This is a genomic window from Streptomyces sp. NPDC031365, from assembly GCF_055569765.1.
On record NZ_JBVIIM010000018.1, the window covers coordinates 78,718 to 104,585 of the forward strand.

Here is a 25,868-nt window from a genome sequence, read left to right on the forward strand (position 1 = left end):
CGACGAATTCAAGAGTGTGTGACATATAAGTCTGACTTTTTAAGGCGTGATCCGCCCCGTACTCTGAGTGCATGAGCACCACGGACCGAGGGCTGCACGGCCGCGTACTGGACGCCCTCGGCCCCGAGATCACCGCAGGCGCCTACCCGCCCGGCAGTGTTCTGCGCACCGACGAGCTCGCCCAGCGATTCGACGTCTCGCGATCGGTGATGCGCGAAGTGGTCCGTGTCCTGGAGTCGATGCGCCTGGTCAGCTCCCGGCGCCGCGTCGGTGTGACGGTCCTGCCGACCCGCGAGTGGAACGTGTACGACCCCCAGGTCATCCGCTGGCGTCTGGCGGGCCCGGACCGCCCCCGGCAGCTGCGCTCGCTCACGGTGCTGCGTTCGGCGATCGAACCGGTCGCGGCGGCCCTGGCCGCGCGCAACGCCACGGCCGAGCAGTGCGCCGAACTCACCGAGTGCGCCCTTGGCATGGTCGCCCACTCACGCGGTCACAAGCTGGAGGGCTACCTCTTCCACGACGTGGCGTTCCACCGCGTGATCCTGACCGCCTCCGGCAACGAGATGTTCGCCCGCCTCGGTGACGTCGTCGCCGAGGTGCTCGCCGGCCGTACCCACCACGACGTGATGTTCGAGGACCCCGACCCGGCGGCCGTCACCCTGCACGTCCAGCTCGCCGAGGCGGTCCGCGAACGCGACGCCGCCCGCGCGGAGCGGCTGACCCGCGAGATCACCGAGGGCGCCCTCCAGGAACTGGACATCCTGGCGCCGTGACGCGGCGCGGCCGCTCTAGCTCAGGAAGTCCCCGTCGACATACACCCACGCCCCGTCGACCCGCTCGAACCGGCTCCGCTCGTGCAGGGAGCCACCCCGCCAGGACGCCCGGAAGGTCACCGTCCCGGCGGCGTGGAAGGCTGACCCGTCGCTCGTCTCCAGGATCTCCAGCCCGGTCCACCGCATCCCGGGATCGAAATCGATCCGCTCCGGCCGTGTCCCCGGATGCCAGGTCCGCAGCAGATACGCGCCGTCCTGCCGCACGAACGCGCAGTACCGCGACCGCATCAGCCGCTCGGCGGTGGGAGCGGCGGCGGCGTCGAGGTGGAACCGGCCGCAGCAGTCCTCGTACGCCTCGGGCAGCCCGCAGGGGCAGGGTCGAGTTGGCATGGTCGCTATTCTGCCCGGTCGGCGTGGCCCGGACGTTCGTACAGATCTTCTGGCTGGCATCTGACCTGGCCCGCGCCCGCTTTCGGGGAGTCGCCGGCTCGACGGGAAACGATGAAGGGCCCTTGGTGACCAAGGGCCCTTCATCAATCCTGCTGGTGTCCGAGGGGGGACTTGAACCCCCACGCCCGATAAAGGGCACTAGCACCTCAAGCTAGCGCGTCTGCCATTCCGCCACCCGGACAAGGTGTCTGTCGCGCGGGTTTCCCCCTGCGGCGACGACGTAAACATTACCAGGTGTTCCGGGGTGGCCGATCACCCCGCCCCGCGGTGTCCTGGCGTGAACGGCGTGTGACGGGCCGGGCCGGGTCTTGGGGTGGGCCCACGGGGGAGGGAGGATGAGGACGACCCACCAGCGGGAACACCAGCAAGGACACCAGCAGCGGGAGGAAGCACGTGAGCGAGACCGGCACGGCCAGGAGCGTCACCGGTGAGGACGAGGTCGTGGACCTCTGCCGCGAGCTGATCCGGATCGACACCAGCAACTACGGCGACCACTCGGGCCCCGGCGAGCGGAAGGCGGCGGAGTACGTCGCCGAGAAGCTCGCCGAGGTGGGTCTGGAACCGCGGATCTTCGAGTCGCACCCGGGGCGTGCCTCCACGGTGGCCCGGATCGAGGGTGAGGACCCGTCCCGGCCCGCGCTGCTCATCCACGGTCACACCGACGTCGTACCGGCCGACGCGGACGACTGGACCCACCACCCCTTCTCCGGCGAGATCGCCGACGGATGCGTGTGGGGCCGCGGGGCCGTCGACATGAAGGACATGGACGCGATGACCCTCGCCGTCGTCCGCGATCGCATGCGCAGCGGACGCAAGCCGCCCCGGGACATCGTGCTCGCGTTCCTCGCGGACGAGGAGGCCGGTGGCACCTACGGCGCCAAGCACCTGGTGCGGGAGCACCCCGAGCTGTTCGAGGGCGTCACCGAGGCCATCGGCGAGGTCGGCGGATTCTCCTTCACCGTCAACGAGAAGCTGCGCCTCTACCTCGTCGAGACCGCCGAGAAGGGCATGCACTGGATGCGGCTCACCGTCGACGGCACCGCGGGCCACGGCTCGATGACCAACGACGACAACGCCATCACCGAGCTGTGCGAGGCCGTCGCGCGCCTCGGCCGGCACACGTGGCCGGTTCGAGTCACCAAGACCGTACGGGCCTTCCTGGACGAGCTCTCCGACGCGCTCGGCACCGAGCTCGACCCGGAGAACATGGACGAGACCCTCGCCAAGCTCGGCGGCATCGCCCGCATGATCGGCACCACGCTGCGCAACTCGGCGGCGCCCACCCAGCTCGGCGCCGGCTACAAGGTCAACGTCATCCCCGGCCGGGCCACCGCGCACGTCGACGGGCGTTTCCTGCCCGGCCACGAGGAGGAGTTCCTCGCCGACCTCGACCGCATCCTCGGCCCGCGCGTGCGGCGCGAGGACGTTCACTCCGACAAGGCGCTGGAGACCGACTTCGACGGCCGGCTCGTCGACGCCATGCAGCTCGCGCTGCGTGCCGAGGACCCGATCGCGCGGGCCGTGCCCTACATGCTCTCCGGCGGCACCGACGCCAAGTCCTTCGACGACCTCGGCATCCGCTGCTTCGGCTTCGCGCCGCTGAAGCTCCCGCCGGAGCTGGACTTCGCGGGCATGTTCCACGGAGTCGACGAGCGGGTGCCGGTGGACGGCCTGAAGTTCGGCGTGCGGGTGCTCGACCGTTTCCTGGACGCGTCCTGAGACGGTTACCCGATGAACTCGATAATCGTGCAGGCGTGCAGAGTTGACCGGGAAGAGTGAATGCGACGATAAGCTCGTAGCCTCATTACTTCCTCCTCGTTACCCGTGATGTGATCCGCGACTTTGGATCGCTCTGCCAACAAGGAGGAATAATGCTCAAGAAGGTCGTCGCCGTCGCAGCTGCCACGGGTGGTCTGGTTCTCGCGGGTGCGGGCATGGCCGCCGCCGACTCGGGCGCCCAGGGTGCCGCCGTGCACTCCCCGGGTGTCATCTCCGGCAACGTCATCCAGGTCCCGGTGCACGTTCCGGTGAACGTCTGCGGCAACACGGTTTCCGTGATCGGGCTGCTGAACCCTGCCTTCGGCAACACCTGCGTCAACGCGTGACGTTGTGCCTCGCCCTCTAGGGAATGCCCGCTAGGGCTCGAGCCCGTCGGCCCCAGAGCGCGCCATGCTCTCCGGGGCCGACCGGTCTTTGAAAACGTCGGAGAACCGGGAATCCACGTGGAATGTCATGTCCCGGTACCAGGTCGAAGACAGGGATTTCAACAATGCGACAGGTGACCCGCAAGGGCCTGATGACGATGGCGGCCGCCACGGGTGTGCTCGCCGCGGGCGGGGCGGCCGCCCACGCCGACTCCGGCGCGGCGGGCACCGCCGCCGGATCGCCCGGCGTGCTCTCCGGCAACACGGTGCAGGCACCGGTGCACGTTCCGGTGAACGTCTGCGGCAACACGGTCAACGTCGTCGGCGTCCTCAACCCGTCCGTGGGCGACTCCTGCGCCAACGACAGCGGCGCCTCGTCCCCGGACGGGCACGGCGGCACCGGCGGCTCGCACGCCGACGGTCGCACGAGCGACTCACCCGGCGTGGGCTCCGGCAACCGGATCCAGGCCCCGGTGCACATCCCGGTGAACGTCTGCGGCAACAGCGTCGACGTCCTCGGCGCGGGCAACGCCACGGAGGGCAACGGCTGCGCGAACGGTGGATCCGGACACGAGCACCCCGAACAGCCCGGCGACCCGGGTGGTCCCGGCAGCCCCGAGCGGCCGGACCGCCCCGGCGACGAGCCGAGCACGCCGGCCACCCCAGGGGACTCCCCGCGCGGCAACCAGTCGGATCCCCACACCGTCGCCCACCCCCGGACCGACGCGCAGCTGGCGCAGACCGGCAGCGAACTGCCCATGGGTCTCGCCCTTCCGGTCGGTGCGGGCGCCCTGCTCGCCGGCACGGTCCTCTACCGCAAGGCCCGCAACGCCGCTTGACACCGGACACACGGAGCGGGCCCCGCGACGCGGGCCCCGCTCCATCGTGTGATTCCGGCCGGGAGAGGCGAGCTCACCAGGTGGCGCGCACCTGGCGGATGATCCGCCGCCGCAGCCGCACCCTGCGGCTGCCGTCACGCATCAGCGTCAGGCGGTACAACTCCCAGTGACCGTACTCTGCGTGGTCCGTCAGCAGACGTGCCGTCTCCTTGCGGGAGACCCCGCGCGGCACGTACACGTCGACAAATTCGTATTCCGGCATCGCATCTATTGTGCGGGCCGGGCCCCGGTACGGATAGCGTCTGCACTATGTCTGATGCTGCGCAGCCCACCGCTGCCGAGGTACGCGCCGCCGCCGAGGCGGTGAAGACCGCGCTCGACCGCCACCTGGCCGCGGTCGAAAGCCGGTCGGGGGAGGACGACCCGGCCGTCTACGAGGCGTTCAACCAGCTGGCCGCGGCCGCGGAGGCGTACGACGAACTGCTCTACGACCGCTACGACGAGGTCACACCCTTCGAGATCCCCAGTGCCGAGGACGCCCTGCCGCCGTACACCGGCCCCGAGGAGCCGAGCGCGCTCAGCGTGCTGATCCGCCGTGACTACGCCGTCGCGGAACCACAGCGGCTGCTCGCGCACGCCCAGCGGATCGAGGCGGCGGACGACGAGAGTTCAGAGACCCCCGGCACCGTCCACGGTGCGCTCGGCCTGCTGTTCGGCGAGTTCGAGCCGGACGAGATCGCCTCCCGGCACAAGGAATTCGGCCTGGAGGAGGGCGATTCCACGCTCTGGGTGACGGCGTCGGACGAACCGGCGGACCCCGGCGAGTGGCTGGAGGCCCCGTTCGATCACGTGGATCCGCAGCAGGTGGTCTGCCGCTTCGACGTCAGCGCCGTCTTCGACGACGACGAGGACATGGAGGACGACACCGACGACGAGCCGCTCCCGCAGCTGGACGAGGACGAGGACCTGGAACCACTCGACGCGGACCGCTGACCGCGGCCGCTCACCCGCACGGGGGCGGCACCACAGGTGCCGCCCCCGTCGCGCGGATGCGGTCGCGGTCAGCGGTCCGCGCCCGCCGGAACCTGCGGTGCCAGCAGCACCGGCAACCGGGTCGTCCGCGGCTTCGCCGTCACCTCGGCCACGGCGCGGGCCAGCGCCTGCTCCACCCCGTGCACCACCGACAGATGACGGCCGGCCCGGCCGAACGCCGTGTACACCCAGGGCCGGCTCAGTGCCTGGGCGGCGTCGCCGGGCAGCACCACGACCACCGCGGGCCACCGGCAGCCCACCGCCTGGTGCGCGGTCATCGCCCACCCGTGCCGCACGGACTGCTCCACCCGCTCCCTCGGAACGACGATCTCCTCGCCGCCGCACGCCAGACGCAGCCCTTCGCCGTCGGCGTTCATCACGCGGCCCGGCAGCGTACGTCCCGGAGCGGGGGAGTAGGCGACCCGGTCACCCGGATCGAACCCGCCGAAGCGCCCCGGCCCCGGATTCAGCCGCTCCTTCAGCGCGGCGTTCAGCACACGCGTACCGACGGCACCCCCGTGCCCCGGGGTGATCACCTGCGTCTCCTCGGCCGGCACCCCGATGGCGCGCGGCACCGAGTCCACCACCAGCTGTACGGTCCGGTGCACGGCCTCCCCCGCGTCCCGCACCGGCACGATCACGACCTCCTTGCCGGGCGCCGCCACCTGGTGCAGCTCGCCGGCGCCGATCCCGGAGACCAGCTCGCCCAGCGGCCCGGGATCCGGCCGCCGGGAGGCGATCTGCGGGCAGGACCGCGCCGTCAGCAGATCGGCGAAGACCCGCCCGGCCCCCACCGACCACAGCACGCCGGGATCACCGGCGAGCACCAGCCGCGCCCCGTCCGGCAGCGACTCCGTCACCAGCGCGGCGGTCTCGACGTCCAGCTGCGGAGCGTCGAGCACCACCAGCAGATCCACCTCCAGCGCACCGTCGGCGTCCCGCCCGGGCCCCTCGGCACCGGACAGCAGCCCGGCGACCGTGGCGACGCCGGGCCCCTCCACCAGTGCCGCGAACCGGGCACGCCCGACCGGACCGTGTGTGGCGGCCCAGACCCGCAGCCCCAGGCCGTGCGCCGCGTCGAGCAGTGCCGCCGGTTCGGCCGACGAGGCCTCCCCGCCGGTGTGCAGCACCAGCCCGTGCCCGGCGACGGCGCGGATCAGCTCACCGGCGGAACCCTCCGCCGAGGCGGCCGCACGCTCCCACTCCTCACTCCCGCCGTCCTGTTTGGGCACGGAGTTGACCAGCCGGGCGAGGCCGTCCGCAAGGCTCTCCTCGGCCATCGCGTACCGCTCGAGACCCACCAGCACCCGGACCGGCTGCTCCTCGTCCTCCCCGGCTTCGCCGACGGCGTCCTGGAAGACGAGAACGTCCCCCTCCGAGATGGCGTCCTGCACGGATCCCTCGGGCTCCGGCACTCCCTGCCGCCCCAGCGCGTCGGCCAGGGCGGCCATCTCGAGAACGGTGTGCCCGGCCAGCGCCGCCTGCTCCAGCAGCCACACGGCGACCGCCCGGCCCCGCCGCTCATCACCCGGCCCCGCCCCGGCACCGAGCAGTGCCCGCGCGAACCCGTCGGCCTGATCGGGCCGCACCCCGGCGATCCGCAGCAACTGCCACGGATCGGAGCGCAGCACCTCCCCGGCCCCTTCACCCAGCACCGCGGCAGCCTGCGCGGCGAGCCCTTCCGGAGCGCCCCCCTGGGCCAGCACGCCCCGCACCTCCTCGACGGCACCGGCGGCGGGGGCGACCGGAGTCACGGCCGTCGTCTGCCGGACGGGCTCGGGAGCGGGCCGCCGGGGCGAGGACCGGGCCTCGTCGAACACGGTGGCCGCCGGCTTCTCCCCGCTCTCCACGGCCCGCACGGCGGCCAGCAGATCCGCGGCCGTGCCGCTCAGCTTGGTGCCGGCCTCGACCGGCCCCTGCCGCTCCGCCTTCCGTCGCTCGATCCGCTCCCGCTCCAGGCGCTGCGCGGCCAGCTCGGCCTCGGCCTCGGACACCTGCGCGCCCTCGGCGGGCGCGGCGCCCGCGCTCCCCGGCTCGGCGTCCTCCGGCGTCTCGGGCGGCTCGGTGCTCACAGCGTGCTCCAGTCGTGATCGGGATAGCGGTGCACGGGCGCCGACACATCGTCCAGCGCCCGGCAGATCTCGTCAGGCAGACTAAGGGTCTCCACTGACAACGCCGCCGCGAGCTGCTGCGCGTTGCGCGCGCCGACGACGGGGGCGGTCACACCGGGCCGGTCCCGCACCCAGGCGAGCGCCACCTGCAGCGCGGTCACGGCGAGCCCGTCCGCCGCCGTGGTGACGGCGTCCACGATCCGGCTCGCGGTGTCGTCGAGGTACGGGGCGACGAACGGCGCGAGGTGCTCCGAGGCGCCCCGGGAGTCCGACGGGGTGGCGTCGCCCCGGTACTTGCCGCTCAGCACGCCCCGTCCGAGCGGCGAGGACGGCAACAGCCCGATCCCGAGATCGAGGGCGGCGGGCAGCACCTCACGCTCCACACCGCGCTGCAGCAGCGAGTACTCCATCTGTGTACTCGCCAGCCGTGTCCGTGTTCCCGGCGCGGCCAGCTGCCAGGTCGCCGCCTTGGCGAGCTGCCAGCCGCAGAAGTTGGAAACACCGGCATAGCGCACCCGGCCGCTGCCGACGGCGATGTCGAGTGCCTGGAGCGTCTCCTCCAGCGGGGTGGCGGGGTCGTAGGCGTGGACGTGCCACACGTCGACGTAATCGGTGCCGAGCCGGGCGAGCGAGGCGTCCAGGGCCCCGAGCAGATGTCCCCGTGAGCCGTCGAACCGGCGGTCCGGATCGGGCACGCTGCCGGCCTTCGTCGAGATCACGAGGTCGCGGCGTGGTACGAGTCCGTCCATCAGCCTTCCGAGCAGGTACTCCGCCTCGCCGTCGCCGTACACGTCGGCGGTGTCGACGAGCGTTCCGCCGGCTTCCCAGAAGGTCTTCAGGAGGTCCGCCGCCTCGTGCTCGTCGGTGTCCCGACCCCAGGTCAGAGTCCCGAGCCCGATCCGGGACACACGCAGGCCGGTACGGCCGAGATGCCTCTGCTCCATGAACGCCGAGATTACTGGCCGAGGGCGGCGGCGTGGGGGCCTGTGGACAACCGATTTCCGCCGGGCCGCGGGCGTTCGCCGGCCGGGTGGGACGTGCGACCCGGTGCCGCCGCGACGCCCCGCGTCCGTGCCGACCCGGGCGCAGCCCGGCGTTCACCGGGCACCCGGCGTCGGTGCGGGGCGGGGGCCTTCGCACGGGCGGGCGCCGACGGCGTGCCGCCGCGCCCGCCCGTGCCGCCATGGAAACACCCTCCCGGCCTTCACGGCACCGGGGGAGGCAGCCGGCCCGCGGCGGGCGGAGGGTGCGGCGTACCGCGGTCGCGTGCGGCGCGTGCGGGGACGGCGGCAGAGGCCGCCCCCGGACCCGACCCGTCCACCGGCATGGCGCTGCACGCACCTTCCACCCGCAGCGGTGCCGCGGGCACAGGACCCGCACCCCCGCCGGAGGTATAGGGTCGGCGCACAAGCGACGTTACTCATCGGTAAGGGGAGAACGGTCATGCAGCTAGGGATCAACCTCGGCTACTGGGGCGCCGGAATGGACGCGGACAACCTCGCCGTGGCCCAGGAAGCCGACCGTCTCGGGTACGCGGTCTGCTGGGCCGCGGAGGCCTACGGCTCCGACGCCGCCACGGTCCTCACCTGGGTAGCCGCCCAGACCCGGCGTATCGACGTCGGCTCCGCCATCTTCCAGATCCCCGCCCGCCAGCCCGCGATGACCGCGATGACCGCGGCCACCCTCGACTCCCTCTCCGGCGGCCGCTTCCGCCTGGGCCTCGGCGTCTCCGGCCCCCAGGTCTCCGAGGGCTGGTACGGCGTCAAGTTCGACAAACCCCTCGCACGCACCCGCGAGTACGTCGAGATCATCCGCAAGGCCATGACCCGCGAGCGCCTCTCCCACGAGGGCGAGCACTGGACCCTCCCCCTCCCCGGCGGTCCCGGCAAGCCGATCAAGCTCACCGTGCACCCCCAGCGCGAACACATCCCCCTCTACATCGCCGCGATCGGCCCGAAGAACCTCGAGCAGACCGGCGAGATCGCCGACGGCGCCCTGCTGATCTTCCCCTCCGCCGACCACCTCGAGGACACCGCCGTCAAGCACCTCCGCGCCGGACGCGAGAAGGCCGGCAAGACCCTCGACGGCTTCGACATCTGCCCCACCCTCCCTCTCGCCGTCGGCGACGACAAGGACGTCACCACTCTCGCCGACACCTTCCGCCCCTACACCGCGCTGTACGTCGGCGGCATGGGCAGCCGCAAGCAGAACTTCTACAACCAGCTCGCCCGGCGCATGGGGTACGAGCGGGAGGCCGCCGAGATCCAGGACGCGTACCTGTCCGGCGACAAGCAGGCAGCCGCGGCTGCCGTCCCGCACGACCTGATCGACAAGACGACCCTCCTCGGTTCGGTCGACCGCATCGCCGACCGGATGAAGGCCTACGCCGCCGCCGGAGTCACCACCCTCACCCTCGCCCCGGCCGGTTTCACGCTCGACGAGCGTCTCGCATCGCTCCGGGCCGGCACCGACGCGCTGGAGCGCGCCGGTCTGGCCTGACCCGCCCCAGTGGAGTACGCAGGGCGGTCCACCTCGCAGGACGTGAGCTGCCACGGCACCGTGGCGCAGAACTCGCAGACCTCCACCACCGGTTTGATCAGCCCGTCCGGCGTCGTGGACGCCGGATCGGCCGCATCCCTCGCCCACTGGAACTCCGACAGCGTGTCGAGGAAGCGGCTCCCCTGGCCCTGCGCCGAGATGCGTGCCTCGGTACTTCGCCGGCCCCGGGAAGCGTGCCCCGTCGACCCTGCGCGGCAAGATCGACGCGTACGTCGCGTTCCTCGAACAGCGCTGCGCCGGCGAGATGATGCGCCGATTCGGCTACACCATCGAGTCGCCCAGCGACCTGTTCAACCGGCCGCGCCACCGCGGCGATTTCGGTCTGCGGATCCCGCCCTCGCTGGCAGCGCTGCGGGTCTTCGGCGGCGCGGGGGGTGCCGGGGTTGGAGGTAGGAGGGGGCGGCGGGCAGGAGGGCGAGGAGAGGGCACCGCCGGTCCTCGCGCTCGCACGTGCCGTGCCAGGACTGGGTTGTCGGCCTTGTGGCCGTCTGCGAACCCCCGTTGTCCTGGGAGAATCCCGACGGGTCCCCCCAGGACACGCGTGAGGTCAGCGATGTTCCTTCGCGGTGCCGTCCGCGCGGACGGCACGCGGCGGGGGTCGCTCCTCCTTCCGTCCGGGGCGAGTGCGCAGCAGGACGGCGAGGGCGGCCGCTGCCGCGGCCGCGGCCAGGCCGAGCAGCAGGATGCGGTCGGGGACCGCGCCCGCCCACCGGGACAGCCGTTCCTCCCAGGCGAATTCCGCGTCCACTCCCATGGGGGACGGCAGTGCGGAGGTGCCGTCGAAGGCCAGGAACAGGACGCCGAGCAGGATGAACATCGTTCCGCCGACCAGGGAGGTGGTGTGCAGCGGTACTGTCCCGAGGTGGATCACCCGCCCGCGCAGCCACTGCCGGCGCCCGAGGTCGTAGCGGTCCCACAGGGCTGCCAGGACGAACATCGGCACCGCCATGCCCAGGGCGTAGACGGCCAGCAGCGCGCCGCCCCGCCAGGGGTTGCCGCCCATGGCCGCGACGGTCAGGACGGCGCCGAGGATCGGTCCCGCGCAGAAGCCCGCCAGGCCGTAGACCGAGCCCAGCGCCAGCACGGAGGCCGCGGATCCCGAGCGGCGCCTGCTGGCCGCCTGCTGCATGCGGCGCGAGCCGTATCCCCGGCCCAGCACCTGGGCCACGCCGAGCGCGATGACCAGCCAGCCGCCGGCCGTGACCAGGGTGTCCCGGTGTCCGTAGAAGAGCCGCCCGGCGAAGGAGCCGGCCACCCCTAGCGGCACCAGGGTGAGGCAGAGTCCGGCGTAGAACAGTGCCGTGCGGCCCAGGAGCCGGGTGCGGCTGCTGAAGGAGTATGCGAAGAACGCCGGCAGCAGCAGGGCCGAGCAAGGGCTGAGGAGGGCGAGCAGGCCGCCGAGGAAGGCGACCAGCACGCCGGGGTCACTCACCGCCGTCTTCCTGCTGCCGTGCCTGTTCGGCGGCCTGGTCGATGATGTCGGTGAAGACGTCCGTGGGCTGGGCGCCGAGCACTGGCCGGCCGTTGATCAGGAATGCGGGAGTGCTGGTGACCCCGATGTCGTAGCCCTCCTCGCTGTCGCGGGTGACTGCCTGGTGGGCGGCGTCGGAGGTCATGTCCTTCTCGAACCGTGCGAGGTCCTTGACACCGGCCTTCCGGGCCATGGCGACGAGCTTGTCCCTAGTGAAGTCGCCCGCGTTGCGGCGGCGCGGTTCGGCGTAGGCCTCGTCGTGGAACTGCCAGAAGCGGTCCTGTTGTCCGGCCGCCCAGCCGGCTCGTGCGGCATGGTCGGACTCGGCGCCGAAGACGGGGAAGTTGCGCCACTCGATGCGCAGGATGCCCGTGTCGACGTAGTCGCGGATCAGGTCAGGCTTGGTCTCACGGGCGAATCGGCCGCAGAAGGGGCACTGGAAGTCGGAGTACTCGATCAGCACGACAGGGGCGTCCGGGCTGCCGAGGGCGAGCGGGTCGGCGGCGTCCCGGCGGGCCAGGGCGAGCAGCTCGGGGTCGGCCGGCTGCTGTTCCTCGGGGGTCGACACCGTGGCGGGGGCGGCCGTGCCGCCTCCGGTGGTGTCACGGCCGAGGGCGAGGGCGAGGACGGCGGTCACGATGGCGGCGGTCAGCACGATCACGGCGAGGACGCGCCGGGTGCGGCCGGGGCGTGGCCGCCCGGCTCGCGGGGACGCGGAGGTCGCGGATTTTCCGGGCATGGTGGTGCTCCGAGAGGTGAGAAAGGGCGAGGAGACGTGTCCGCGGGGGCGGCGGGAGGCTCAGCGACGGGCCGGTACGGGGCACACGTCGGCTGTGGAGAGCCTGCGCAGTGCCGCCTCGGCCAGCAGGACGAGTGAGACGACGGCCACCAGCGGTTGCAGCGGTGCCCAGTAGGTGAGCGCACCGGAGGTGCCCAGCAGGACCAGGACGAGCTTGTTGCAGACGGGGCAGCCCACTGCCAGCAACGACAGCAGACCGCCGACCGACCCGAGTCGTCCGGCGGTCTTCGCGGACGGATCGCCGTGGTCCTCCGGCGTGCCCGGGCCGTCGGGGCCGGTGCTGTGCGGCGGCCTGAGGAAGGTGGCCAGAACGATGCCGGCGAGCACCGCGGTGGCGGCGAGCACGGGGTAGTTCCACCACTGGACGGGGACGGAACGGGAGAACAGGGGCGAGGGGACCACTGCGGTGGGCACGCCCACCAGCACTGCGGTCAGTGCGGCACCGGCCGTGGCGGCGACCCACTGCGGGGACTGCCACGCGGCCAGCGTCGCTCCCGCCCGGCGTGGTGACCGGGAGGAGGGCATGAGAGGGACTCCGTTTCGCTGAGGATGTGAAGGGACGCGGCGCGAGGGCCGGTCTAGATCCTCAGGACGGAGAGCTGTACCGGGTCGGGTGCGGGTGGCACGGACCCCGGCTCCCTGGAGGCGGCGTCCGTGCCTGCCGGCGTGTCCGGCGTCCGGTGCTCTTGGCGTTCCGGCGTCGGCAGCGGCGCGGACGGACGGGAGCCGTCGTGGGTGGAGGCGATGTCGGGGGTGGCCTGCTTGCCGCAGTGTCCGCTGTCCGACGACGAGGAGCCGACCGCCTCATGGAGGGCGACGGCTTCCAGGACATCGACGCTGCCCTGCTCCGAAGCGGCCTTGCCTGGGAGGGGTCCTGCCGCGGGCCGTGCGCCGACTGCGGCGGAGGACGGTTCGGCGCGGACGGATTCCGCCGCGGACTGCCCGGCCGCGCACAGGGACGAGGCCAGCACGGCGACCAGCACCAGCAGGCAGCGCAGCACGGAACCCGCTCTGTGGTGCGAAGAGGGCACTGTCATCGTGAGGGCTCCGGGAGGCGATACCGCATTCGGGAGTCACGATAGGGCATACCGGTAGGGGTATGAACCAGTGGGTCGTGAAAGCGTCGACACCGAGGCCGAGCAGGCCCCGGCCGCCACGATGGAGAAGCTCTGCTTCTCCCTACTCCCGACGCTCCGGCCCGGGCGGGTCAGGCGGCGGCGCCCACGGCGTGCAGGGCGGCGTCCAGGCGGGCGGTGGCCTCGTCGGCGACCGGCTTGAGCGCGTCGAGGCCGGTGAGGGTGACCATGGTGCCCGGGTCGAGGGCCTGGACGAGCGTGTGGTCGCCGTCGCGGCGGATGACGACGTTGCACGGCAGGAGCAGACCGATGGAGCGGTCGGCTTCCAGGGCCCGGTGGGCGAGGGCCGGGTTGCAGGCGCCCAGGATCAGGTAGTCCTCCATGTCGTGGTCGAGTTTGGCCTTCAGGGTGGCCGTCACGTCGATCTCGGTGAGGACGCCGAACCCCTGGTCGGCCAGAGCCCGGCGAACGGCGGCGACGGCGGCGTCGAAATCGGTGGTGGCCAGGCGGACGGTGCGGTCGTAGGACACGGTGCGCTGCTCCTTCGGTGCGGAAGACCTGATTCCTTGATACCCCGACGGGTACCCGTCGGGGCGTCGCGATATCAGGCGGGTTCCCGAGCCCCCGGGAATACCCCCCTAGGTATTCCTGTTAGGGTGAGTGAACCGGATACCCCCGAGGTACACAGCTCTCTTGTGGAGGAGTCGCAGCCGTGTTCTTCGTCGACACCCTGGAGTTCGAGGGCCTGGGCAACCGCAGCTACCTGACCGGTGGCGCCCACGGTGCGGTCGTCGTCGACCCGCCGCGCGACATCGACCGGGTGATCACCGCCGCGGCGAAGCGCGGGGTGCGCATCGTGTACGTGGCGGAGACCCACGTGCACAACGACTACGTCACCGGCGGTCTGGAACTGGCCCGCGTCACCGGCGCCTCCTACCTGGTGCCGGCCGAGGCGCACGTGTCCTTCGCGCGCACCCCGGTCGCCGACGGCGACAGCGTCGAGGTGGACGGGGGTCTGGATCCTGCGTGCGGTCGCGACCCCCGGTCACACGCCGCATCACACCTCCTACGTCCTGGAGCAGGACGGGCGCGGGGTGGCGGCGTTCACCGGTGGGTCGCTGCTGATCGGCACTGTGGGCCGCCCCGACCTCGTGGAGCCCCGGCTGACCGAGGAGCTCGCCCGCGCCCAGCACGCCTCCGCCCACCGCCTCGCCGACGAGCTGGACGACGAGGTGCCGGTGCTGCCCACCCACGGCTTCGGCAGCTTCTGCTCCTCCTCCCAGGCCGAAGGGGACGCGACCACGATCGGCAAGGAACGCACCACCAACGACGCGCTCACCCTGGACCTGGACACCTTCGTGGAACGGGTGCTGGCCGGCCTCGACGACGTGCCCGCGTACTACGCGCACATGGGCCCGGCCAATGCCGCGGGTCCCGCGCCCGTCGACCTCACCCCGCCGGAGCCGGCCGACGCCGGGCAGATCGCACGGCGGCTCGCGGCGGGCGAGTGGGTGGTGGACCTGCGCAGCCGGTCGGCCTTCGCCGAGGGCCACGTGGCCGGGTCGTTCAACTTCGAGGGGGACGGCAAGCTCGCCACCTACCTGGCCTGGCTGATCCCGTGGGGCAAGCCCGTCACCCTGCTCGCCGAGACCCCCGGGCAGATCGCCGACGCGCAGCGGGAGCTGGCCAGGGTCGGCATCGACCGCCCGGCCGCCGCCGCCACCGGCGGCCCTGCCGCCTGGGTCCGCGAGGGCGAACGGCCCGCCTCCTTCCCGCGCGCCCGCTTCGCCGACCTCGCCGACGTGCGGGAGCGCGGCGAGGAGGTGGTGGTGCTGGACGTGCGGCGGAACTCCGAACGCGCCACGGGTCACGTCGAGGGGTCGGTGCACATCCCGATCCACGAGGTGCACGGCCGGGTCGGCGAGGTGCCGGCCGGGACCGTGTGGGTGCACTGCGCGAGCGGCATGCGCGCGGCGATCGCGGCCTCCCTGCTGGACGCCGCCGGACGGGACGTGGTCGCCGTTGACGACGGCTTCGACGCCGCCGGCGAGGCGGGCCTGACCGTGACCCGCCACTGATCACCCCATCCGCTCACCCAAGCCAAGGGCACGACCATGTTCCTCTTCCGACGCGGCACGGACCGCCTCACCCCCGAGCAGGCCCGCACCCGCACCGGCGACGGCACCGCCGTGCTGCTCGACGTGCGCGAGGTGCCGGAGTGGAGGGCCGGGCACGCGCCCGGCGCCGTCCACCTGCCCCTGACCCGGCTGCTGGCCGGAGCCGCCCTCCCGCCCGACGTGCGGGACCGTCCGGTGGTGGCGATCTGCCGCTCCGGGCACCGCTCGCAGCAGGCGGCCAAGCTCCTGGCCTCCCGCGGCGTCGACGCCGTCGACGTCACCGGCGGCATGAACGCCTGGGCGAAGGCCGGGCTGCCGGTCGTCGACCAGCGCGGGCAGGGCGGCCGGATCGCGTGAGCGCACTGGTCCTGGCCCTGGTCGCGGGGGCCGTGGTCGGCCTGGCGCTCGGCGCGCTCGGCGGCGGCGGCAGCGTCCTGGCCGTTCCCGCCCTGATCTACCTGCTCGGCTTCACCCCCGCCGCCGCCACCACCGGCAGCCTCGTCATCGTCACCGTGACCTCACTGACAGCGCTGTACGCGCACGCCCGCGCGGGACACGTGCGGTGGAGAGCCGGAGCGGCGTTCGCCGCCGCGGGCCTTCTGCCGGCCGCCCTGGCGGGAGCCGCCGCCGCCCGTCTGCCGCAGGCCGTCCTCACCCTGGCCTTCGCGGGTGTCGCCGCCCTGGCCGCGCTCCAGATGCTCCGGCCCGCCGACCCGGCCGGTGCCGGAAGCGGCACGGTACGGCCGGGCAGGGCAGCCGGAACCGGGGCGGGACTGGGCGCGCTGACCGGGCTGCTGGGCGTGGGCGGCGGTTTCCTCGCCGTCCCCGCCCTGGTCACCGTCCTGGGCTTCGAGATGCAGGCCGCCGTCGGTACCAGCCTGCTGGTCATCACGGCCAACTCCCTGGCTTCGCTCGCCACCCGTTCGGGCGCCGCCGTCTCCCTCGACTGGGCGGTGATCGGCCCGTTCATCGCGGCCGCCGTGCTGGGCGCCTGGGACGGAAAGCGCCTCGCCGCGAAGGTCTCCGGACCCCGCCTTCAGCGCGTCTTCGCCGTGGTCCTGCTGGCCGTGGCCGCCTTCATGCTCGCCGACGCGGTGACGTGAAACGGCATTCGGGCCGGAGAGGGTGCCCAGGCGGCGAGTTCCGCGCGAAGGACGCGGACGTTCTCACGGCCGTGGTGGGGGCTCGGGGGTCCACCCCGCCACGGCCGTCACCCACAACAACGCCAGGCCGCCCTCACGGTTACGCCCTCTCGGTCAGTCCACCGCGCCACCGCGCCCTCCGCCTTCCCGCGCGTAATCCTTTTGGCGCACTTGCCGGGCATCCCTGTTGCCGCACCCGCTCCCGCGTACTTGACTCGTTCTTTGCGGAAACTGCAGAAGTCGGAAACGCGGCACCGCGGAAGTCCGCGGAGAGGCGGCCCACCATGCTCTCGGCAAAGAGCCTGTTCCAGGAGATCCTTGACAACGACGAGTCGTTCGCGCTGTTCTGCTCTATCGCGGCGAGCGGTGAGTCGCAGGGCGGCTGGGAGAACGCCCGCATCGCCGCGCTGGTCCCCGAGGCCCAGCGCGCCCTCGCTCCCAAGATCACCAGGCATGGTGCGGACGAGGACAAGCACGGCCGGATCTTCAACGCGTTGATGAAGAAGCGCGGTGTGCAGCCCGTCCCGGTCCCCCCGGAGACCGACTACACGATGCTGCTGGAACAGAACGGCATCGGTCTGGCCCACGACAAGCTCCACAGGGACGAGCCGCTCACGGTCCAGGACATCGTCACGTACCTCGCCCACAGCAGGGTCACCGAACAGCGCGCCTCGGAGCAGATGGAACTGCTGCGCAGGCATTTCGCCGACCACCCCGACCTCGGCCGCGCGGTGAAGATGATCTCGCACGACGAGGACAACCACCTCGCCTACTGCCACGAGGAACTGCTGCGCTTCGCCTACGCCGGCCACGGCCGGGACATCCGGCGCACGCTGCGCGAGTGCGCGCTGGCGGAGATCCGCGTCTACCGGGACGTGAGCCTCGCGGTGATGGCCCACATGGGCGGCATCCTGAACTGGTCCAGGCCCAAGGCGGCGGTCCTCGCGGCGGGCATCCGCGCGGTCTACGCGTACGAACGCCTGGCAGGCTGGCGCCGCATGGTCTCCCTCAGGATGCCGGACCGCCGCGACGCGCTGGGCGGCCCGGCCACCGAGGAACCCGAAGTGGCCTGACCCGCCGCGCCGCCCGTCACATCCACCCCCGCCGCTTGAACGTCCGGTACAGGAGCACCTCCAGCACGCCCATCACCACGATCACCACCGGATACGACCACTCCCACCGCAGCTCCGGCATGTGCTCGAAGTTCATCCCGTAGATCCCCGCGAGCATCGTGGGGATCGCGGCCATGGCAGCCCAGGCGGAGATCTTCCGCATGTCGTCGTTCTGCCGGACGCTCATCTGTGCCAGATGCGCCGACAGGATGTCCGAGACCAGCCGGTCCAGTCCTTCCACCGACTCGTTGACGCGGGTGAGGTGATCGTGCACGTCACGGAAGAAGGGGCGCGCCCTGTCCTCCACGAACGGCACCTTCCCCCCGTGCGTGCCCACCCCCGCCAGCCGTGCCATCGGCAGTGCCAGCGGCCCGGTGGCCCGGCGGAACTCCAGGATCTGCCGCTTGAAGTTGTAGATCCGGGACGCGGTGTGCCGCGAACCGCCGGCATCGGGGGTGAAGACCTCCGCCTCCAGTTCCTCCAGGTCGGTCTGCAACTCGGTCGCCACCTCCAGGTAGTGGTCGACGACGGCGTCGGCGACCGCGTAGAGCACCGACGTCGCCCCCTCGCCCAGCAGCTCCGGCTCCCGCTCCAGACGGTCCCGTACCACGGCCAGTGGGGCGCCCTCCCCGTGCCGTACGCTCACCGCGAACGAGTCACCGAGGAAGATCATGATTTCGCCGGAGGAGACGGTGTCGCTCCGCGGCTCGTACACCACCGGTTTGAGGACCGCGAAGAGCGAGTCGTCGTACACCTCGAGTTTGGGTCGCTGATGGGCCTTGAGGGCGTCCTCCACCGCAAGGGGATGCAGCCCGAACTCCTGCGCGACCAGGTCGAACTCGTCCGCGGACGGCTCGTGCAGGCCGATCCAGACGAAGCCCCCGGCCGACCGCGCCTCGTCCAGCGCGTCGGAGAAGTCCTGGGGCCCCTCCGACCGATGCCCCTCCCGGTAGATGGCACAGTCGACGATCACGAAGCGTCTTCTCCTCTCTCACCGCGGACACCCACCGGTGTCTCATCGCGGACACCGCACGCACCCGTACGCCTACCCTGGGCCGCATGCCCACGTTGCTCCTGGTCCGGCACGGACGCTCCACCGCCAATACCGAGGGACTGCTCGCCGGCTGGACGCCCGGCGTGGCCCTCGACGACCGCGGGGCCACTCAGGCCGCCGCACTGCCCGGTCGGCTCGCCGAGCTGCCGCTGGCAGAGGTCGTCGCCAGCCCGCTCCAGCGCTGCCAGGAGACGCTCCGGCCGCTGCTGGACGCCCGCCCGGGCCTGGCCGCGCACACCGACGAGCGCATCGGCGAATGCCACTACGGCGACTGGACGGGCCGCAAGCTCGCCGAACTGCGCGACGAGCCCCTCATGGACATCGTGCAGGCGCACCCGTCGTCGGCGGCCTTCCCGGGCGGGGAATCCATGCGGGCGATGCAGACGCGCGCCGCCGAGGCGGTGCGCGAGTGGAACGCGCGCGTGGAGCGCGACCACGGTGCCGACGCCGTGTATCTCATGTGTTCGCACGGCGACATCATCAAGTCTCTCGTCGCGGACGCACTCGGACTTCATCTCGACCTCTTCCAGCGGATCACCGTTGAACCGTGTTCCATCACCGCGATCCGTTACACACGGTTGCGTCCGTTTCTCGTCCGCCTCGGCGACACCGGCGACTTCGGGTCCCTGGCGCCCCGCGAGGAGGCGCCCGCCGACGACGCCACGGTCGGGGGCGACGCGGGCGCACCGTGATCGTCGGCCGCAGTAGGGTGAAGCGATCGCAGAGTTGCGTTGCCGTTTGAACAGCCGCCCGTTCCCACGACTCTCAATGGAGACAGGACGTGTCCCGTCAGGTGTTCCTCTACGACCAGCCGGAACGCTTCGTGGCCGGTACGGTCGGGCTGCCAGGGCGCCGTACGTTCTTCCTCCAGGCCTCCGCCGGCTCCCGGGTGACCAGCGTGGCCCTGGAGAAGACCCAGGTCGCCGCGCTCGCCGAGCGCATGGAAGAACTGCTGGACGAGGTCGTACGCCGTAGCGGCGGCAGTGCTCCGGTGCCCGCCGTGCCACCCACCGAGGTCGCCGACACCGCGCCGCTGGACACCCCCGTCGAGGAGGAGTTCCGGGTCGGCACCATGGCGCTCGCCTGGGACGGCGAGGACCAGCGCATGGTCGTCGAGGCGCAGGCGCTCGTCGAACTGGACGCCGACTCCGAGGAGGATCTCGCCGAGGCCGAGGAGCGGCTGCTCCAGGACGAGGAGAACGGGCCCCCGATGCTCCGCGTCCGCCTCACCGGCACGCAGGCGCGGGCCTTCGCCAAGCGCGCCCTGGAAGTCGTCAACGCGGGGCGGCCGCCGTGTCCGCTGTGCAGTCTCCCGCTCGACCCGGAGGGACACGTATGTCCGCGCCAGAACGGATACCGCCGCGGAGCGTGACGACCGTCGACCCGGCCGCCGCCGTGCTGCTCGCCCAGGGTGAGCTGACCGTGCGCGGACGCATCCGTGAGGCGTCGAACGCGGCGCTGTACTGCACCGTCGCCCACCAGGGACGCGAGGCCGCCTGCGTCTACAAGCCGGTCGCCGGGGAGCGGCCCCTGTGGGACTTCCCCGACGGGACCCTCGCCGGGCGCGAGGTCGCCGCGTACGAGGTCTCGGAGGCGACCGGCTGGGGGCTCGTGCCGCCCACCGTGCTGCGGGACGGACCGTACGGCGAGGGCATGTGCCAGCTGTGGATCGAGACCGCCCCGGGCACGGAACTCCTCGCCCTGGTGGACGGCGAGGAGCCCGAGCCGGGCTGGAGGGCGGTCGGATTCGCGGACGCCGGTGAGGGCCGCACCGCGCTGCTCGTGCACGCGGACGACGAGCGGCTGCGCAGGCTGGCCGTGCTCGACGCGGTGATCAACAACGCCGACCGCAAGGGCGGGCACCTGCTGCCCACCGCGGACGGACGGCTGTACGGCATCGACCACGGGGTCACCTTCAACGCCGAGGACAAGCTGCGCACGCTGCTGTGGGGCTGGGCGGGGGAGCGGCTGACCCAGGAGGCCCTCGCGGTCCTCCAGGCCCTGAAGGACGCCCTCACGGCCACAGGCCCCCTCACCACCGCCCTGACCCCGTTGATCACCCCCGCGGAGATCGACGCCACACGCGCCCGCGTCGCGTCCCTGCTGAGCACCGGCCTCCATCCGCAGCCGGGCACCGACTGGCCGGCCATCCCCTGGCCGCCGGTCTGACCACCGCATTCCCGCCGCACCCACCCCCGGGCGGAACGCACACCGCGCGGTGGGGCGTAAGAGCGACTTCCCGGTCATCCGGCCCGCTCCGGTTCGTATCCGGAACTCCGGTCCGGTTAGGCTCATGGCATGCATGCCTGGCCCGCTTCCGAGGTCCCCGCCCTGCCCGGTCAGGGCCGCGACCTGAGGATCCACGACACCGCGACCAGGGGCCCGATCGCCCTGGACCCCGGTCCCGTCGCCCGTATCTACGTCTGCGGCATCACTCCCTACGACGCCACCCACATCGGACACGCGGCGACCTACAACGCGTTCGACCTCGTGCAGCGCGTGTGGCTCGACACCAAGCGGCAGGTTCACTACGTCCAGAACGTCACGGACATCGACGACCCGCTCCTGGAGCGGGCCGACCGGGACGGCGTCGACTGGACCGAGCTCGCCGAGCGCGAGACCGCGCTGTTCCGTGAGGACATGACGGCCCTGCGGATGCTGCCCCCCCGGCAGTACATAGGCGCCGTGGAGGCGATACCCGGCATCGTCCCGATCGTCGAACGATTGTGCGAACTCGGAGCGGCCTACGAGATCGACGGCGACGTCTACTTCTCCGTCGAGTCCGACCGGCACTTCGGCCAGGTCTCGCACCTCGACGCCGCCGCCATGCGGCTGCTGTCCGCCGAACGCGGCGGAGACCCGGAGCGTCCGGGCAAGAAGAACCCCGTCGACCCGATGCTCTGGATGGCCGCCCGTGAGGGCGAGCCGAGCTGGGACGGCGGCTCGCTCGGACGGGGCCGCCCGGGCTGGCACATCGAGTGCGTGGCCATCGCCCTCGATCACCTCGGCATGGGCTTCGACGTCCAGGGCGGCGGTTCCGACCTGGTCTTCCCGCACCACGAGATGGGAGCCTCCCACGCCCAGGTGCTCACCGGCGAGTTCCCCATGGCCAAGGCGTACGTCCATGCCGGCATGGTGGCGCTGCACGGCGAGAAGATGTCCAAGTCCAAGGGCAACCTGGTCCTCGTGTCCCGGCTGCGGCGGGACGGCGTGGACCCGGCGGCGATCCGGCTCGCGCTGCTCGCCCACCACTACCGCGCCGACTGGGAGTGGACCGACCAGGTCCTCCAGGACGCCGTGACCCGCCTGGAACACTGGCGCGCCGCCGTCTCCCGCCCAGACGGCCCGCCGGCCGACGCCCTGGTCGAGGAGATCCGCGACGCCCTCGCCCACGACCTGGACGCCCCGGCCGCGCTGGCTGCCGTGGACCGCTGGACCGTGCTCCAGGAGGAGAGCGGTGGCACGGACACCGGCGCGCCCGGCGTCGTCTCCCGCGCGGTGGACGCGCTGCTCGGCGTGGCGCTGTAGGCGACCGCGAAGGGCGTCCCTCCCCGAGGGAGGGACGCCCTTCGTCCCGTTCGGTCCGTGGTTCAGTCCTCCGACGAATCCTCGCCGTCCGAGTCGGCCTCCGGCTTCGGCGGCTTCGAGGGCCGGGTCCGTCCGCCCGGGGTGTCCCTCCGGTACGACGGACCGTCCGAACCGTCCGCCGTCGCGTGCCCGCCGGGCGGACCCGACGACCCGTCACGGCGCCGCAGGTAGCGCTCGAACTCACGGGCGATCGCCTCGCCGGACGCCTCCGGCAGCTCGGCGGTGTCCCGGGCCTCCTCCAGCGTCTGGACGTACTCGGACACCTCGCTGTCCTCCGCGGCCAGTTGATCCACACCCACCTGCCAGGCACGCGCGTCCTCGGGCAGTTCGCCCAGCGGTATCCGTACGTCGATCAGGTCCTCCAGACGGTTGAGGAGGGCCAGGGTGGCCTTCGGGTTGGGCGGCTGCGACACATAGTGCGGGACCGCCGCCCACAGCGACACCGCGGGCACGCCGGCGTGGGTGCATGCCTCCTGGAGGATCCCGACGATGCCCGTGGGGCCCTCGTACTTGGTCTCCTCCAGGTTCATGCGCCGGGCCAGGTCCGGGTCGGACGTCGTACCGCTGATCGGGACCGGGCGGGTGTGCGGGGTGTCGCCGAGCAGCGCGCCCAGGACGACCACCAGTTCCACGCCGAGTTCGTGGGCGAAGCCGAGGATCTCGTTGCAGAACGAACGCCACCGCATGGATGGTTCGATGCCGCGGACCAGTACCAGATCGCGCGGTTTGTCACCGCCGACCCGGACCACCGACAGCCGCGTCGTCGGCCAGGTGATCTTGCGGACCCCACTGTCCATGAACACCGTGGGCCGGTTGACCTGGAAGTCGTAGTAGTCCTCGGCGTCCAGCGCCGCGAACACCTCGCCCTTCCACTCCCTGTCCAGGTGCGCGACCGCGGTGGTAGCAGCGTCACCGGCATCGTTCCAGCCCTCGAACGCGGCCACCATGACCGGGTCGATCAGCTCGGGAACCCCCTCGAGCTCGATCACCCAGCGCCTCCTTCCGACGTGCCCTCGCGTACGCCCCAACCTTACGGCGTGTCCGTGGGGGAGCCAGCACCCCCTGCACAGGGGGAGTGCCCCCCATCACTGCCCCGTCGGGCACCGGGAAACACCCCTCCGTGATGGCCGGGCCCTTGGTGCGGAAGGCAGGGTTCACAGCGGGGAACGCGGCCACTGCTCCACGCCCGCGCGGTCCTGGGCGACGGTGCACATCCGGGCGGTGGGCCCCCGACAGCCCGTCGAGCCGGGAGCGCAGCACGGAGTTGCCGGAGCCGCGGACGATGCCCCGGTGGAAGTGCGGCTCGGCGGCGGTCAGACCCTCCACGGACGGTTCGTCACCCAGTCCGTCCAACTGGCATGACAGCGCGTCCAGTTCCTTCTCGCTCAGGCGAGTCGTCGCGGCGGCCGTCGCGGCCGGTTCCAGGAGGCGGCGTACGGCGAGGAACGCCAGGACCGTGTCGTCGCGAGGGAAATCGGCGACAAAGCCCAACGCCTTCGGCAGGACCTGTGGGTCAAGGCCCGTCACATGGGTGCCGTCGCCCTGCCGCACGTTCAGGATGCGGATGAGGGACGGCGCACGCACCGCCTCGCGAAGGGAGTTGGGGGACAGCCTCGGCTCGGCGGTGAGCTCGCTCTCCTCGGGCAGCCGGGCGCCGGGACGCAGAGACGATCACCCCCTGGTCTTCACGATCGCCTCGTCGTTGACTGCCGTGATCGGCCTTCTGCGACTCGGACCTCCGATGTATCCGTCAGGGGGCGCGTGCGGTCACCCGTCAGGACCCGCGCCCTCCTCCGACGCGGGCAGACGCGGGTCAACCGGTCCGCACCCGGGGCGGCCCCGCCGAGGCGTGACCCGCCACGGGTGGCCACCGCCGTCGGCGGCTCCTCACCGCGTGCGACGGGGAGCGGCTCCGTCGGCGCGGAGCCGCCCCCGACCCGCTACCGGCTCCCGTGCGGGGGAGCCGGGCGAGGAGCGGTCAGCTCTTGTCGAGCAGGTCCTGGACGTTCGCGCGGACCTCGTCCGTGGCCAGCCCCCGGATCGTCAGGGTGGTGCGGCGTCGCAGCACGTCGTCCGCGGTCTCAGCCCACTCGTGGTCCCGGGCCCAGACGACCTGCGCCCAGATCTCCGGGGCGTCCGGGTGGACGCGCCGGGCCAGCGCCGGGTCCTCGTTCGCCAGGCGGGCGATGTCGAAGGCCAGCGAGCCGTAGTGGGTGGCCAGGTGCCTGGCGGTGTCCGCCGCCATGCGCGGGCCGGGTGCCGGGCCGTCCACGAGCAGACGGTGTGCCACCGCGCGGGGGTTGGCCACACCCGGAAGGGGCAGCTTCCTGGGCAGCCTGGAGACCGGCTCGAGGTCCTCGCCCAGCGGGTTCCCGGGCAACGCCTGGATCTTCTGCATCACCGTGCGGCCGATGTGGCGGAACGTGGTCCACTTGCCGCCCGCGACCGACAGCATGCCGCCCCGGCCCTCGGTGACGACCGTCTCGCGCTTGGCCTTGGCCGTGTCCCCCGGACCGCCCGGCAGTACCCGCAGACCGGCGAAGGAGTACGTGATCAGGTCACGGTCGAGTTGCTGGTCGCGGATGGAGAACGCGGCCTCGTCGAGTATCTGGGCGATGTCCTTGTCGTTGACCGCCACATCCGCCGGGTCGCCCTCGAACTCCTCGTCGGTCGTGCCGAGCAGCAGCATGTCCTCCCAGGGGAGTGCGAAGGTGATCCGGTACTTGTCGATCGGCGTGGCCAGCGCGGCCCTCCACGGGGAGGTCCGCTTCAGGACCAGATGCGCGCCCTTCGACAGCCTGATGGACGGCGCGGCATCGGGGTCCTCCATGCGGCGCAGGTGGTCGACCCAGGGGCCGGTGGCGTTCAGCACGAGGCGGGCGTTGACACCGAACTCGTCGCCCGACAGGCGGTCGCGCAGATCGGCGCCGGTGACCCGGCCCCTGGTGAAGCGCAGACCCGTCACCTCGGCGTGGTTGAGGACGACCGCGCCCGACTCGGCAGCCGCGCGGACCGTCATCAGCGCCATGCGCGCGTCGTTCATCTGGTCGTCGCCGTAGACGGCCACGGCCTTGAGGTTCTCGGTGCGCAGCTCCGGCACGTCCTGCGCGGCCTTGGAGGGGGAGAGCAGGTGGCCGACGCCGTCGCCGAAGGCGGACAGCGCCGAGTACGCGAAGACGCCGGCCCCGAGCTTGGCCGCGCCGTGCGGCCCGCCCTTGTACACGGGGAGGTAGAACGTGAGCGGGTTCGCCAGGTGGGGGGCCACCTGACGGGAGACCGCACGGCGCTCGAAGTGGTTCTCCGCCACCAGCTTCACCGCGCCGGTCTGCAGGTAGCGCAGACCGCCGTGGAGCAGCTTGGAGGAGGCGGAGGAGGTGGCGCCGGCGAAGTCACCGGCGTCCACCAGAGCCACCCTGAGGCCGGACTGCGCGGCGTGCCAGGCGGTGGAGATGCCCAGGATGCCGCCGCCGATCACGAGAAGGTCGTACGACGCCTTGGAGAGCTGCTCCCGGGTCTCGGCGCGGCTCGGGTTGGAGCCGGACGCCGGGTGCGTCCCCAGGGCAGGCACGGACTGCAGGGTGGACTGGGTGGTCATGGTGGT

General features: G+C 72.2%; 26 protein-coding genes, 1 tRNA gene and 1 pseudogene. 14 read left to right on the forward strand and 14 right to left on the reverse strand.

All coding sequences use genetic code 11. From position 1 onward, the window contains the following. Window positions 1-71 precede the first annotated feature (71 nt). A complete protein-coding gene (locus ACZ5C2_RS24730) occupies window positions 72-773 on the forward strand; it encodes a FadR/GntR family transcriptional regulator (RefSeq protein WP_468794815.1) in 702 nt (233 codons plus the stop codon). 15 nt (window positions 774-788) lie between these two features. Here the strand turns inward: ACZ5C2_RS24730 and ACZ5C2_RS24735 are convergent, their stop codons facing one another. Continuing rightward, window positions 789-1,163 carry a YchJ family protein gene (locus ACZ5C2_RS24735; RefSeq protein ID WP_468794818.1) on the reverse strand — a complete coding sequence of 125 codons (375 nt, stop codon included), beginning with the start codon at window positions 1,161-1,163 and terminating at the stop codon, window positions 789-791. 153 nt (window positions 1,164-1,316) lie between these two features. Next, window positions 1,317-1,404 (reverse strand) — tRNA-Leu (locus ACZ5C2_RS24740). Window positions 1,405-1,616: 212 nt separating this feature from the next. On the opposite strand from ACZ5C2_RS24740, the gene ACZ5C2_RS24745 reads away from it, so the two are divergent. The 3 genes from ACZ5C2_RS24745 to ACZ5C2_RS24755 all read left to right on the forward strand — a co-directional run bounded on the left by ACZ5C2_RS24745 (window position 1,617) and on the right by ACZ5C2_RS24755 (window position 4,206). Then, the gene (locus tag ACZ5C2_RS24745; protein WP_468794821.1) at window positions 1,617-2,942 is read left to right on the forward strand and encodes a M20/M25/M40 family metallo-hydrolase; all 1,326 of its coding nucleotides are present in this window, start codon (window positions 1,617-1,619) and stop codon (window positions 2,940-2,942) included. A gap of 152 nt (window positions 2,943-3,094) precedes the next feature. Continuing rightward, window positions 3,095-3,328 (forward strand): chaplin ChpH, encoded by a 234-nt coding sequence (gene chpH, locus ACZ5C2_RS24750; protein WP_468794824.1) that lies wholly within the window; start codon window positions 3,095-3,097, stop codon window positions 3,326-3,328. A 164-nt stretch (window positions 3,329-3,492) separates the two neighbouring features. Further along, complete coding sequence (locus tag ACZ5C2_RS24755) at window positions 3,493-4,206, forward strand: chaplin (protein ID WP_468794827.1); 714 nt, start codon at window positions 3,493-3,495, stop codon at window positions 4,204-4,206. 73 nt (window positions 4,207-4,279) lie between these two features. Here the strand turns inward: ACZ5C2_RS24755 and ACZ5C2_RS24760 are convergent, their stop codons facing one another. Next, window positions 4,280-4,468, reverse strand: a complete 189-nt coding sequence (locus tag ACZ5C2_RS24760; protein WP_004933366.1) for a DUF5703 family protein — start codon at window positions 4,466-4,468, stop codon at window positions 4,280-4,282. A gap of 47 nt (window positions 4,469-4,515) precedes the next feature. Between ACZ5C2_RS24760 and ACZ5C2_RS24765 the strand changes: the two genes are divergently transcribed. Further along, a complete protein-coding gene (locus tag ACZ5C2_RS24765; RefSeq protein WP_468794830.1) occupies window positions 4,516-5,199 on the forward strand; it encodes a hypothetical protein in 684 nt (227 codons plus the stop codon). Window positions 5,200-5,267: 68 nt separating this feature from the next. Here ACZ5C2_RS24765 and ACZ5C2_RS24770 read toward each other — a convergent pair whose 3' ends face one another. Then, complete coding sequence (locus ACZ5C2_RS24770; protein ID WP_468794833.1) at window positions 5,268-7,310, reverse strand: helix-hairpin-helix domain-containing protein; 2,043 nt, start codon at window positions 7,308-7,310, stop codon at window positions 5,268-5,270. After that, window positions 7,307-8,293: an aldo/keto reductase gene (locus ACZ5C2_RS24775; protein ID WP_468794836.1), complete on the reverse strand. Its 987-nt coding sequence runs from the start codon at window positions 8,291-8,293 to the stop codon at window positions 7,307-7,309. The genes ACZ5C2_RS24770 and ACZ5C2_RS24775 overlap by 4 nt, the downstream gene beginning before the upstream one ends. Window positions 8,294-8,792: 499 nt before the next feature. Between ACZ5C2_RS24775 and ACZ5C2_RS24780 the strand changes: the two genes are divergently transcribed. Next, on the forward strand, window positions 8,793-9,848 hold the full coding sequence (locus ACZ5C2_RS24780) for an LLM class F420-dependent oxidoreductase (protein WP_468794839.1): 1,056 nt from the start codon (window positions 8,793-8,795) through the stop codon (window positions 9,846-9,848). A 607-nt stretch (window positions 9,849-10,455) separates the two neighbouring features. Here ACZ5C2_RS24780 and ACZ5C2_RS24785 read toward each other — a convergent pair. The 5 genes from ACZ5C2_RS24785 to ACZ5C2_RS24805 form a co-directional block, all read right to left on the reverse strand. Further along, complete coding sequence (locus tag ACZ5C2_RS24785) at window positions 10,456-11,340, reverse strand: cytochrome c biogenesis CcdA family protein (protein WP_468794842.1); 885 nt, start codon at window positions 11,338-11,340, stop codon at window positions 10,456-10,458. Further along, window positions 11,333-12,118, reverse strand: coding sequence for a DsbA family protein (locus tag ACZ5C2_RS24790; RefSeq protein WP_468794845.1), 786 nt, complete (start codon window positions 12,116-12,118; stop codon window positions 11,333-11,335). The genes ACZ5C2_RS24785 and ACZ5C2_RS24790 overlap by 8 nt, the downstream gene beginning before the upstream one ends. Before the next feature lie 60 nt (window positions 12,119-12,178). Beyond that, the gene (locus tag ACZ5C2_RS24795) at window positions 12,179-12,703 is read right to left on the reverse strand and encodes a hypothetical protein (protein ID WP_468794848.1); all 525 of its coding nucleotides are present in this window, start codon (window positions 12,701-12,703) and stop codon (window positions 12,179-12,181) included. 53 nt (window positions 12,704-12,756) lie between these two features. After that, complete coding sequence (locus tag ACZ5C2_RS24800) at window positions 12,757-13,215, reverse strand: hypothetical protein (RefSeq protein ID WP_468794851.1); 459 nt, start codon at window positions 13,213-13,215, stop codon at window positions 12,757-12,759. Window positions 13,216-13,385: 170 nt separating this feature from the next. Then, window positions 13,386-13,784 carry a DUF302 domain-containing protein gene (locus ACZ5C2_RS24805; RefSeq protein ID WP_468794854.1) on the reverse strand — a complete coding sequence of 133 codons (399 nt, stop codon included), beginning with the start codon at window positions 13,782-13,784 and terminating at the stop codon, window positions 13,386-13,388. Window positions 13,785-13,966: 182 nt separating this feature from the next. Between ACZ5C2_RS24805 and ACZ5C2_RS24810 the strand changes: the two are divergent. The 4 genes and pseudogenes from ACZ5C2_RS24810 (at window position 13,967) to ACZ5C2_RS24825 (ending at window position 17,586) form a co-directional block, all read left to right on the forward strand. After that, window positions 13,967-15,332 (forward strand): annotated as a pseudogene (locus ACZ5C2_RS24810) (MBL fold metallo-hydrolase). 36 nt (window positions 15,333-15,368) lie between these two features. Continuing rightward, a complete protein-coding gene (locus tag ACZ5C2_RS24815) occupies window positions 15,369-15,728 on the forward strand; it encodes a rhodanese-like domain-containing protein (protein WP_468794856.1) in 360 nt (119 codons plus the stop codon). Continuing rightward, window positions 15,725-16,474 (forward strand): sulfite exporter TauE/SafE family protein, encoded by a 750-nt coding sequence (locus tag ACZ5C2_RS24820; protein ID WP_468794859.1) that lies wholly within the window; start codon window positions 15,725-15,727, stop codon window positions 16,472-16,474. Before ACZ5C2_RS24815 ends, ACZ5C2_RS24820 begins: the two co-directional genes overlap by 4 nt. 323 nt (window positions 16,475-16,797) lie before the next feature. Further along, window positions 16,798-17,586, forward strand: coding sequence for a ferritin-like domain-containing protein (locus ACZ5C2_RS24825; RefSeq protein ID WP_468794862.1), 789 nt, complete (start codon window positions 16,798-16,800; stop codon window positions 17,584-17,586). A 16-nt stretch (window positions 17,587-17,602) separates the two neighbouring features. On the opposite strand, the gene ACZ5C2_RS24830 is transcribed toward ACZ5C2_RS24825, so the two are convergent. Then, the gene (locus tag ACZ5C2_RS24830) at window positions 17,603-18,598 is read right to left on the reverse strand and encodes a magnesium and cobalt transport protein CorA (protein WP_468794865.1); all 996 of its coding nucleotides are present in this window, start codon (window positions 18,596-18,598) and stop codon (window positions 17,603-17,605) included. 86 nt (window positions 18,599-18,684) lie between these two features. On the opposite strand from ACZ5C2_RS24830, the gene ACZ5C2_RS24835 reads away from it, so the two are divergent. The 4 genes from ACZ5C2_RS24835 (at window position 18,685) to mshC (ending at window position 22,207) form a co-directional block, all read left to right on the forward strand. Continuing rightward, complete coding sequence (locus ACZ5C2_RS24835) at window positions 18,685-19,371, forward strand: histidine phosphatase family protein (protein ID WP_468794868.1); 687 nt, start codon at window positions 18,685-18,687, stop codon at window positions 19,369-19,371. Window positions 19,372-19,460: 89 nt separating this feature from the next. Then, a complete protein-coding gene (locus tag ACZ5C2_RS24840; RefSeq protein WP_468794871.1) occupies window positions 19,461-20,051 on the forward strand; it encodes a DUF3090 domain-containing protein in 591 nt (196 codons plus the stop codon). Continuing rightward, window positions 20,015-20,848, forward strand: coding sequence for an SCO1664 family protein (locus tag ACZ5C2_RS24845; protein ID WP_468794874.1), 834 nt, complete (start codon window positions 20,015-20,017; stop codon window positions 20,846-20,848). The genes ACZ5C2_RS24840 and ACZ5C2_RS24845 overlap by 37 nt, the downstream gene beginning before the upstream one ends. Window positions 20,849-20,977: 129 nt before the next feature. After that, the gene (mshC, locus tag ACZ5C2_RS24850) at window positions 20,978-22,207 is read left to right on the forward strand and encodes a cysteine--1-D-myo-inosityl 2-amino-2-deoxy-alpha-D-glucopyranoside ligase (protein ID WP_468794877.1); all 1,230 of its coding nucleotides are present in this window, start codon (window positions 20,978-20,980) and stop codon (window positions 22,205-22,207) included. Between the two features lie 62 nt (window positions 22,208-22,269). On the opposite strand, the gene ACZ5C2_RS24855 is transcribed toward mshC, so the two are convergent. From ACZ5C2_RS24855 to ACZ5C2_RS24865, 3 genes are all read right to left on the reverse strand, one after another. After that, window positions 22,270-23,256 carry a PAC2 family protein gene (locus ACZ5C2_RS24855; RefSeq protein ID WP_468794881.1) on the reverse strand — a complete coding sequence of 329 codons (987 nt, stop codon included), beginning with the start codon at window positions 23,254-23,256 and terminating at the stop codon, window positions 22,270-22,272. After that, the gene (locus tag ACZ5C2_RS24860) at window positions 23,177-23,932 is read right to left on the reverse strand and encodes a FadR/GntR family transcriptional regulator (RefSeq protein ID WP_468795044.1); all 756 of its coding nucleotides are present in this window, start codon (window positions 23,930-23,932) and stop codon (window positions 23,177-23,179) included. Before ACZ5C2_RS24860 ends, ACZ5C2_RS24855 begins: the two co-directional genes overlap by 80 nt. Before the next feature lie 313 nt (window positions 23,933-24,245). Further along, on the reverse strand, window positions 24,246-25,862 hold the full coding sequence (locus ACZ5C2_RS24865) for a glycerol-3-phosphate dehydrogenase/oxidase (RefSeq protein ID WP_468794884.1): 1,617 nt from the start codon (window positions 25,860-25,862) through the stop codon (window positions 24,246-24,248). Between the last annotated feature and the right edge of the window lie 6 nt (window positions 25,863-25,868).

What these genes read in the sequence shown, in the direction of transcription:
- ACZ5C2_RS24800 (WP_468794851.1), bottom strand. Translation starts at nt 13,215, where the DNA reads ATGACAGTGCCCTCTTCGCACCACAGAGCGGGTTCCGTGCTGCGCTGC.
- ACZ5C2_RS24755 (WP_468794827.1), top strand. Translation starts at nt 3,493, where the DNA reads ATGCGACAGGTGACCCGCAAGGGCCTGATGACGATGGCGGCCGCCACG.
- ACZ5C2_RS24775 (WP_468794836.1), bottom strand. Translation starts at nt 8,293, where the DNA reads ATGGAGCAGAGGCATCTCGGCCGTACCGGCCTGCGTGTGTCCCGGATC.
- ACZ5C2_RS24835 (WP_468794868.1), top strand. Translation starts at nt 18,685, where the DNA reads ATGCCCACGTTGCTCCTGGTCCGGCACGGACGCTCCACCGCCAATACC.
- ACZ5C2_RS24795 (WP_468794848.1), bottom strand. Translation starts at nt 12,703, where the DNA reads ATGCCCTCCTCCCGGTCACCACGCCGGGCGGGAGCGACGCTGGCCGCG.
- ACZ5C2_RS24815 (WP_468794856.1), top strand. Translation starts at nt 15,369, where the DNA reads ATGTTCCTCTTCCGACGCGGCACGGACCGCCTCACCCCCGAGCAGGCC.
- ACZ5C2_RS24730 (WP_468794815.1), top strand. Translation starts at nt 72, where the DNA reads ATGAGCACCACGGACCGAGGGCTGCACGGCCGCGTACTGGACGCCCTC.
- ACZ5C2_RS24760 (WP_004933366.1), bottom strand. Translation starts at nt 4,468, where the DNA reads ATGCCGGAATACGAATTTGTCGACGTGTACGTGCCGCGCGGGGTCTCC.
- mshC (WP_468794877.1), top strand. Translation starts at nt 20,978, where the DNA reads ATGCATGCCTGGCCCGCTTCCGAGGTCCCCGCCCTGCCCGGTCAGGGC.
- ACZ5C2_RS24825 (WP_468794862.1), top strand. Translation starts at nt 16,798, where the DNA reads ATGCTCTCGGCAAAGAGCCTGTTCCAGGAGATCCTTGACAACGACGAG.
- ACZ5C2_RS24790 (WP_468794845.1), bottom strand. Translation starts at nt 12,118, where the DNA reads ATGCCCGGAAAATCCGCGACCTCCGCGTCCCCGCGAGCCGGGCGGCCA.
- chpH (WP_468794824.1), top strand. Translation starts at nt 3,095, where the DNA reads ATGCTCAAGAAGGTCGTCGCCGTCGCAGCTGCCACGGGTGGTCTGGTT.
- ACZ5C2_RS24765 (WP_468794830.1), top strand. Translation starts at nt 4,516, where the DNA reads ATGTCTGATGCTGCGCAGCCCACCGCTGCCGAGGTACGCGCCGCCGCC.
- ACZ5C2_RS24865 (WP_468794884.1), bottom strand. Translation starts at nt 25,862, where the DNA reads ATGACCACCCAGTCCACCCTGCAGTCCGTGCCTGCCCTGGGGACGCAC.
- ACZ5C2_RS24735 (WP_468794818.1), bottom strand. Translation starts at nt 1,163, where the DNA reads ATGCCAACTCGACCCTGCCCCTGCGGGCTGCCCGAGGCGTACGAGGAC.
- ACZ5C2_RS24845 (WP_468794874.1), top strand. Translation starts at nt 20,015, where the DNA reads ATGTCCGCGCCAGAACGGATACCGCCGCGGAGCGTGACGACCGTCGAC.
- ACZ5C2_RS24780 (WP_468794839.1), top strand. Translation starts at nt 8,793, where the DNA reads ATGCAGCTAGGGATCAACCTCGGCTACTGGGGCGCCGGAATGGACGCG.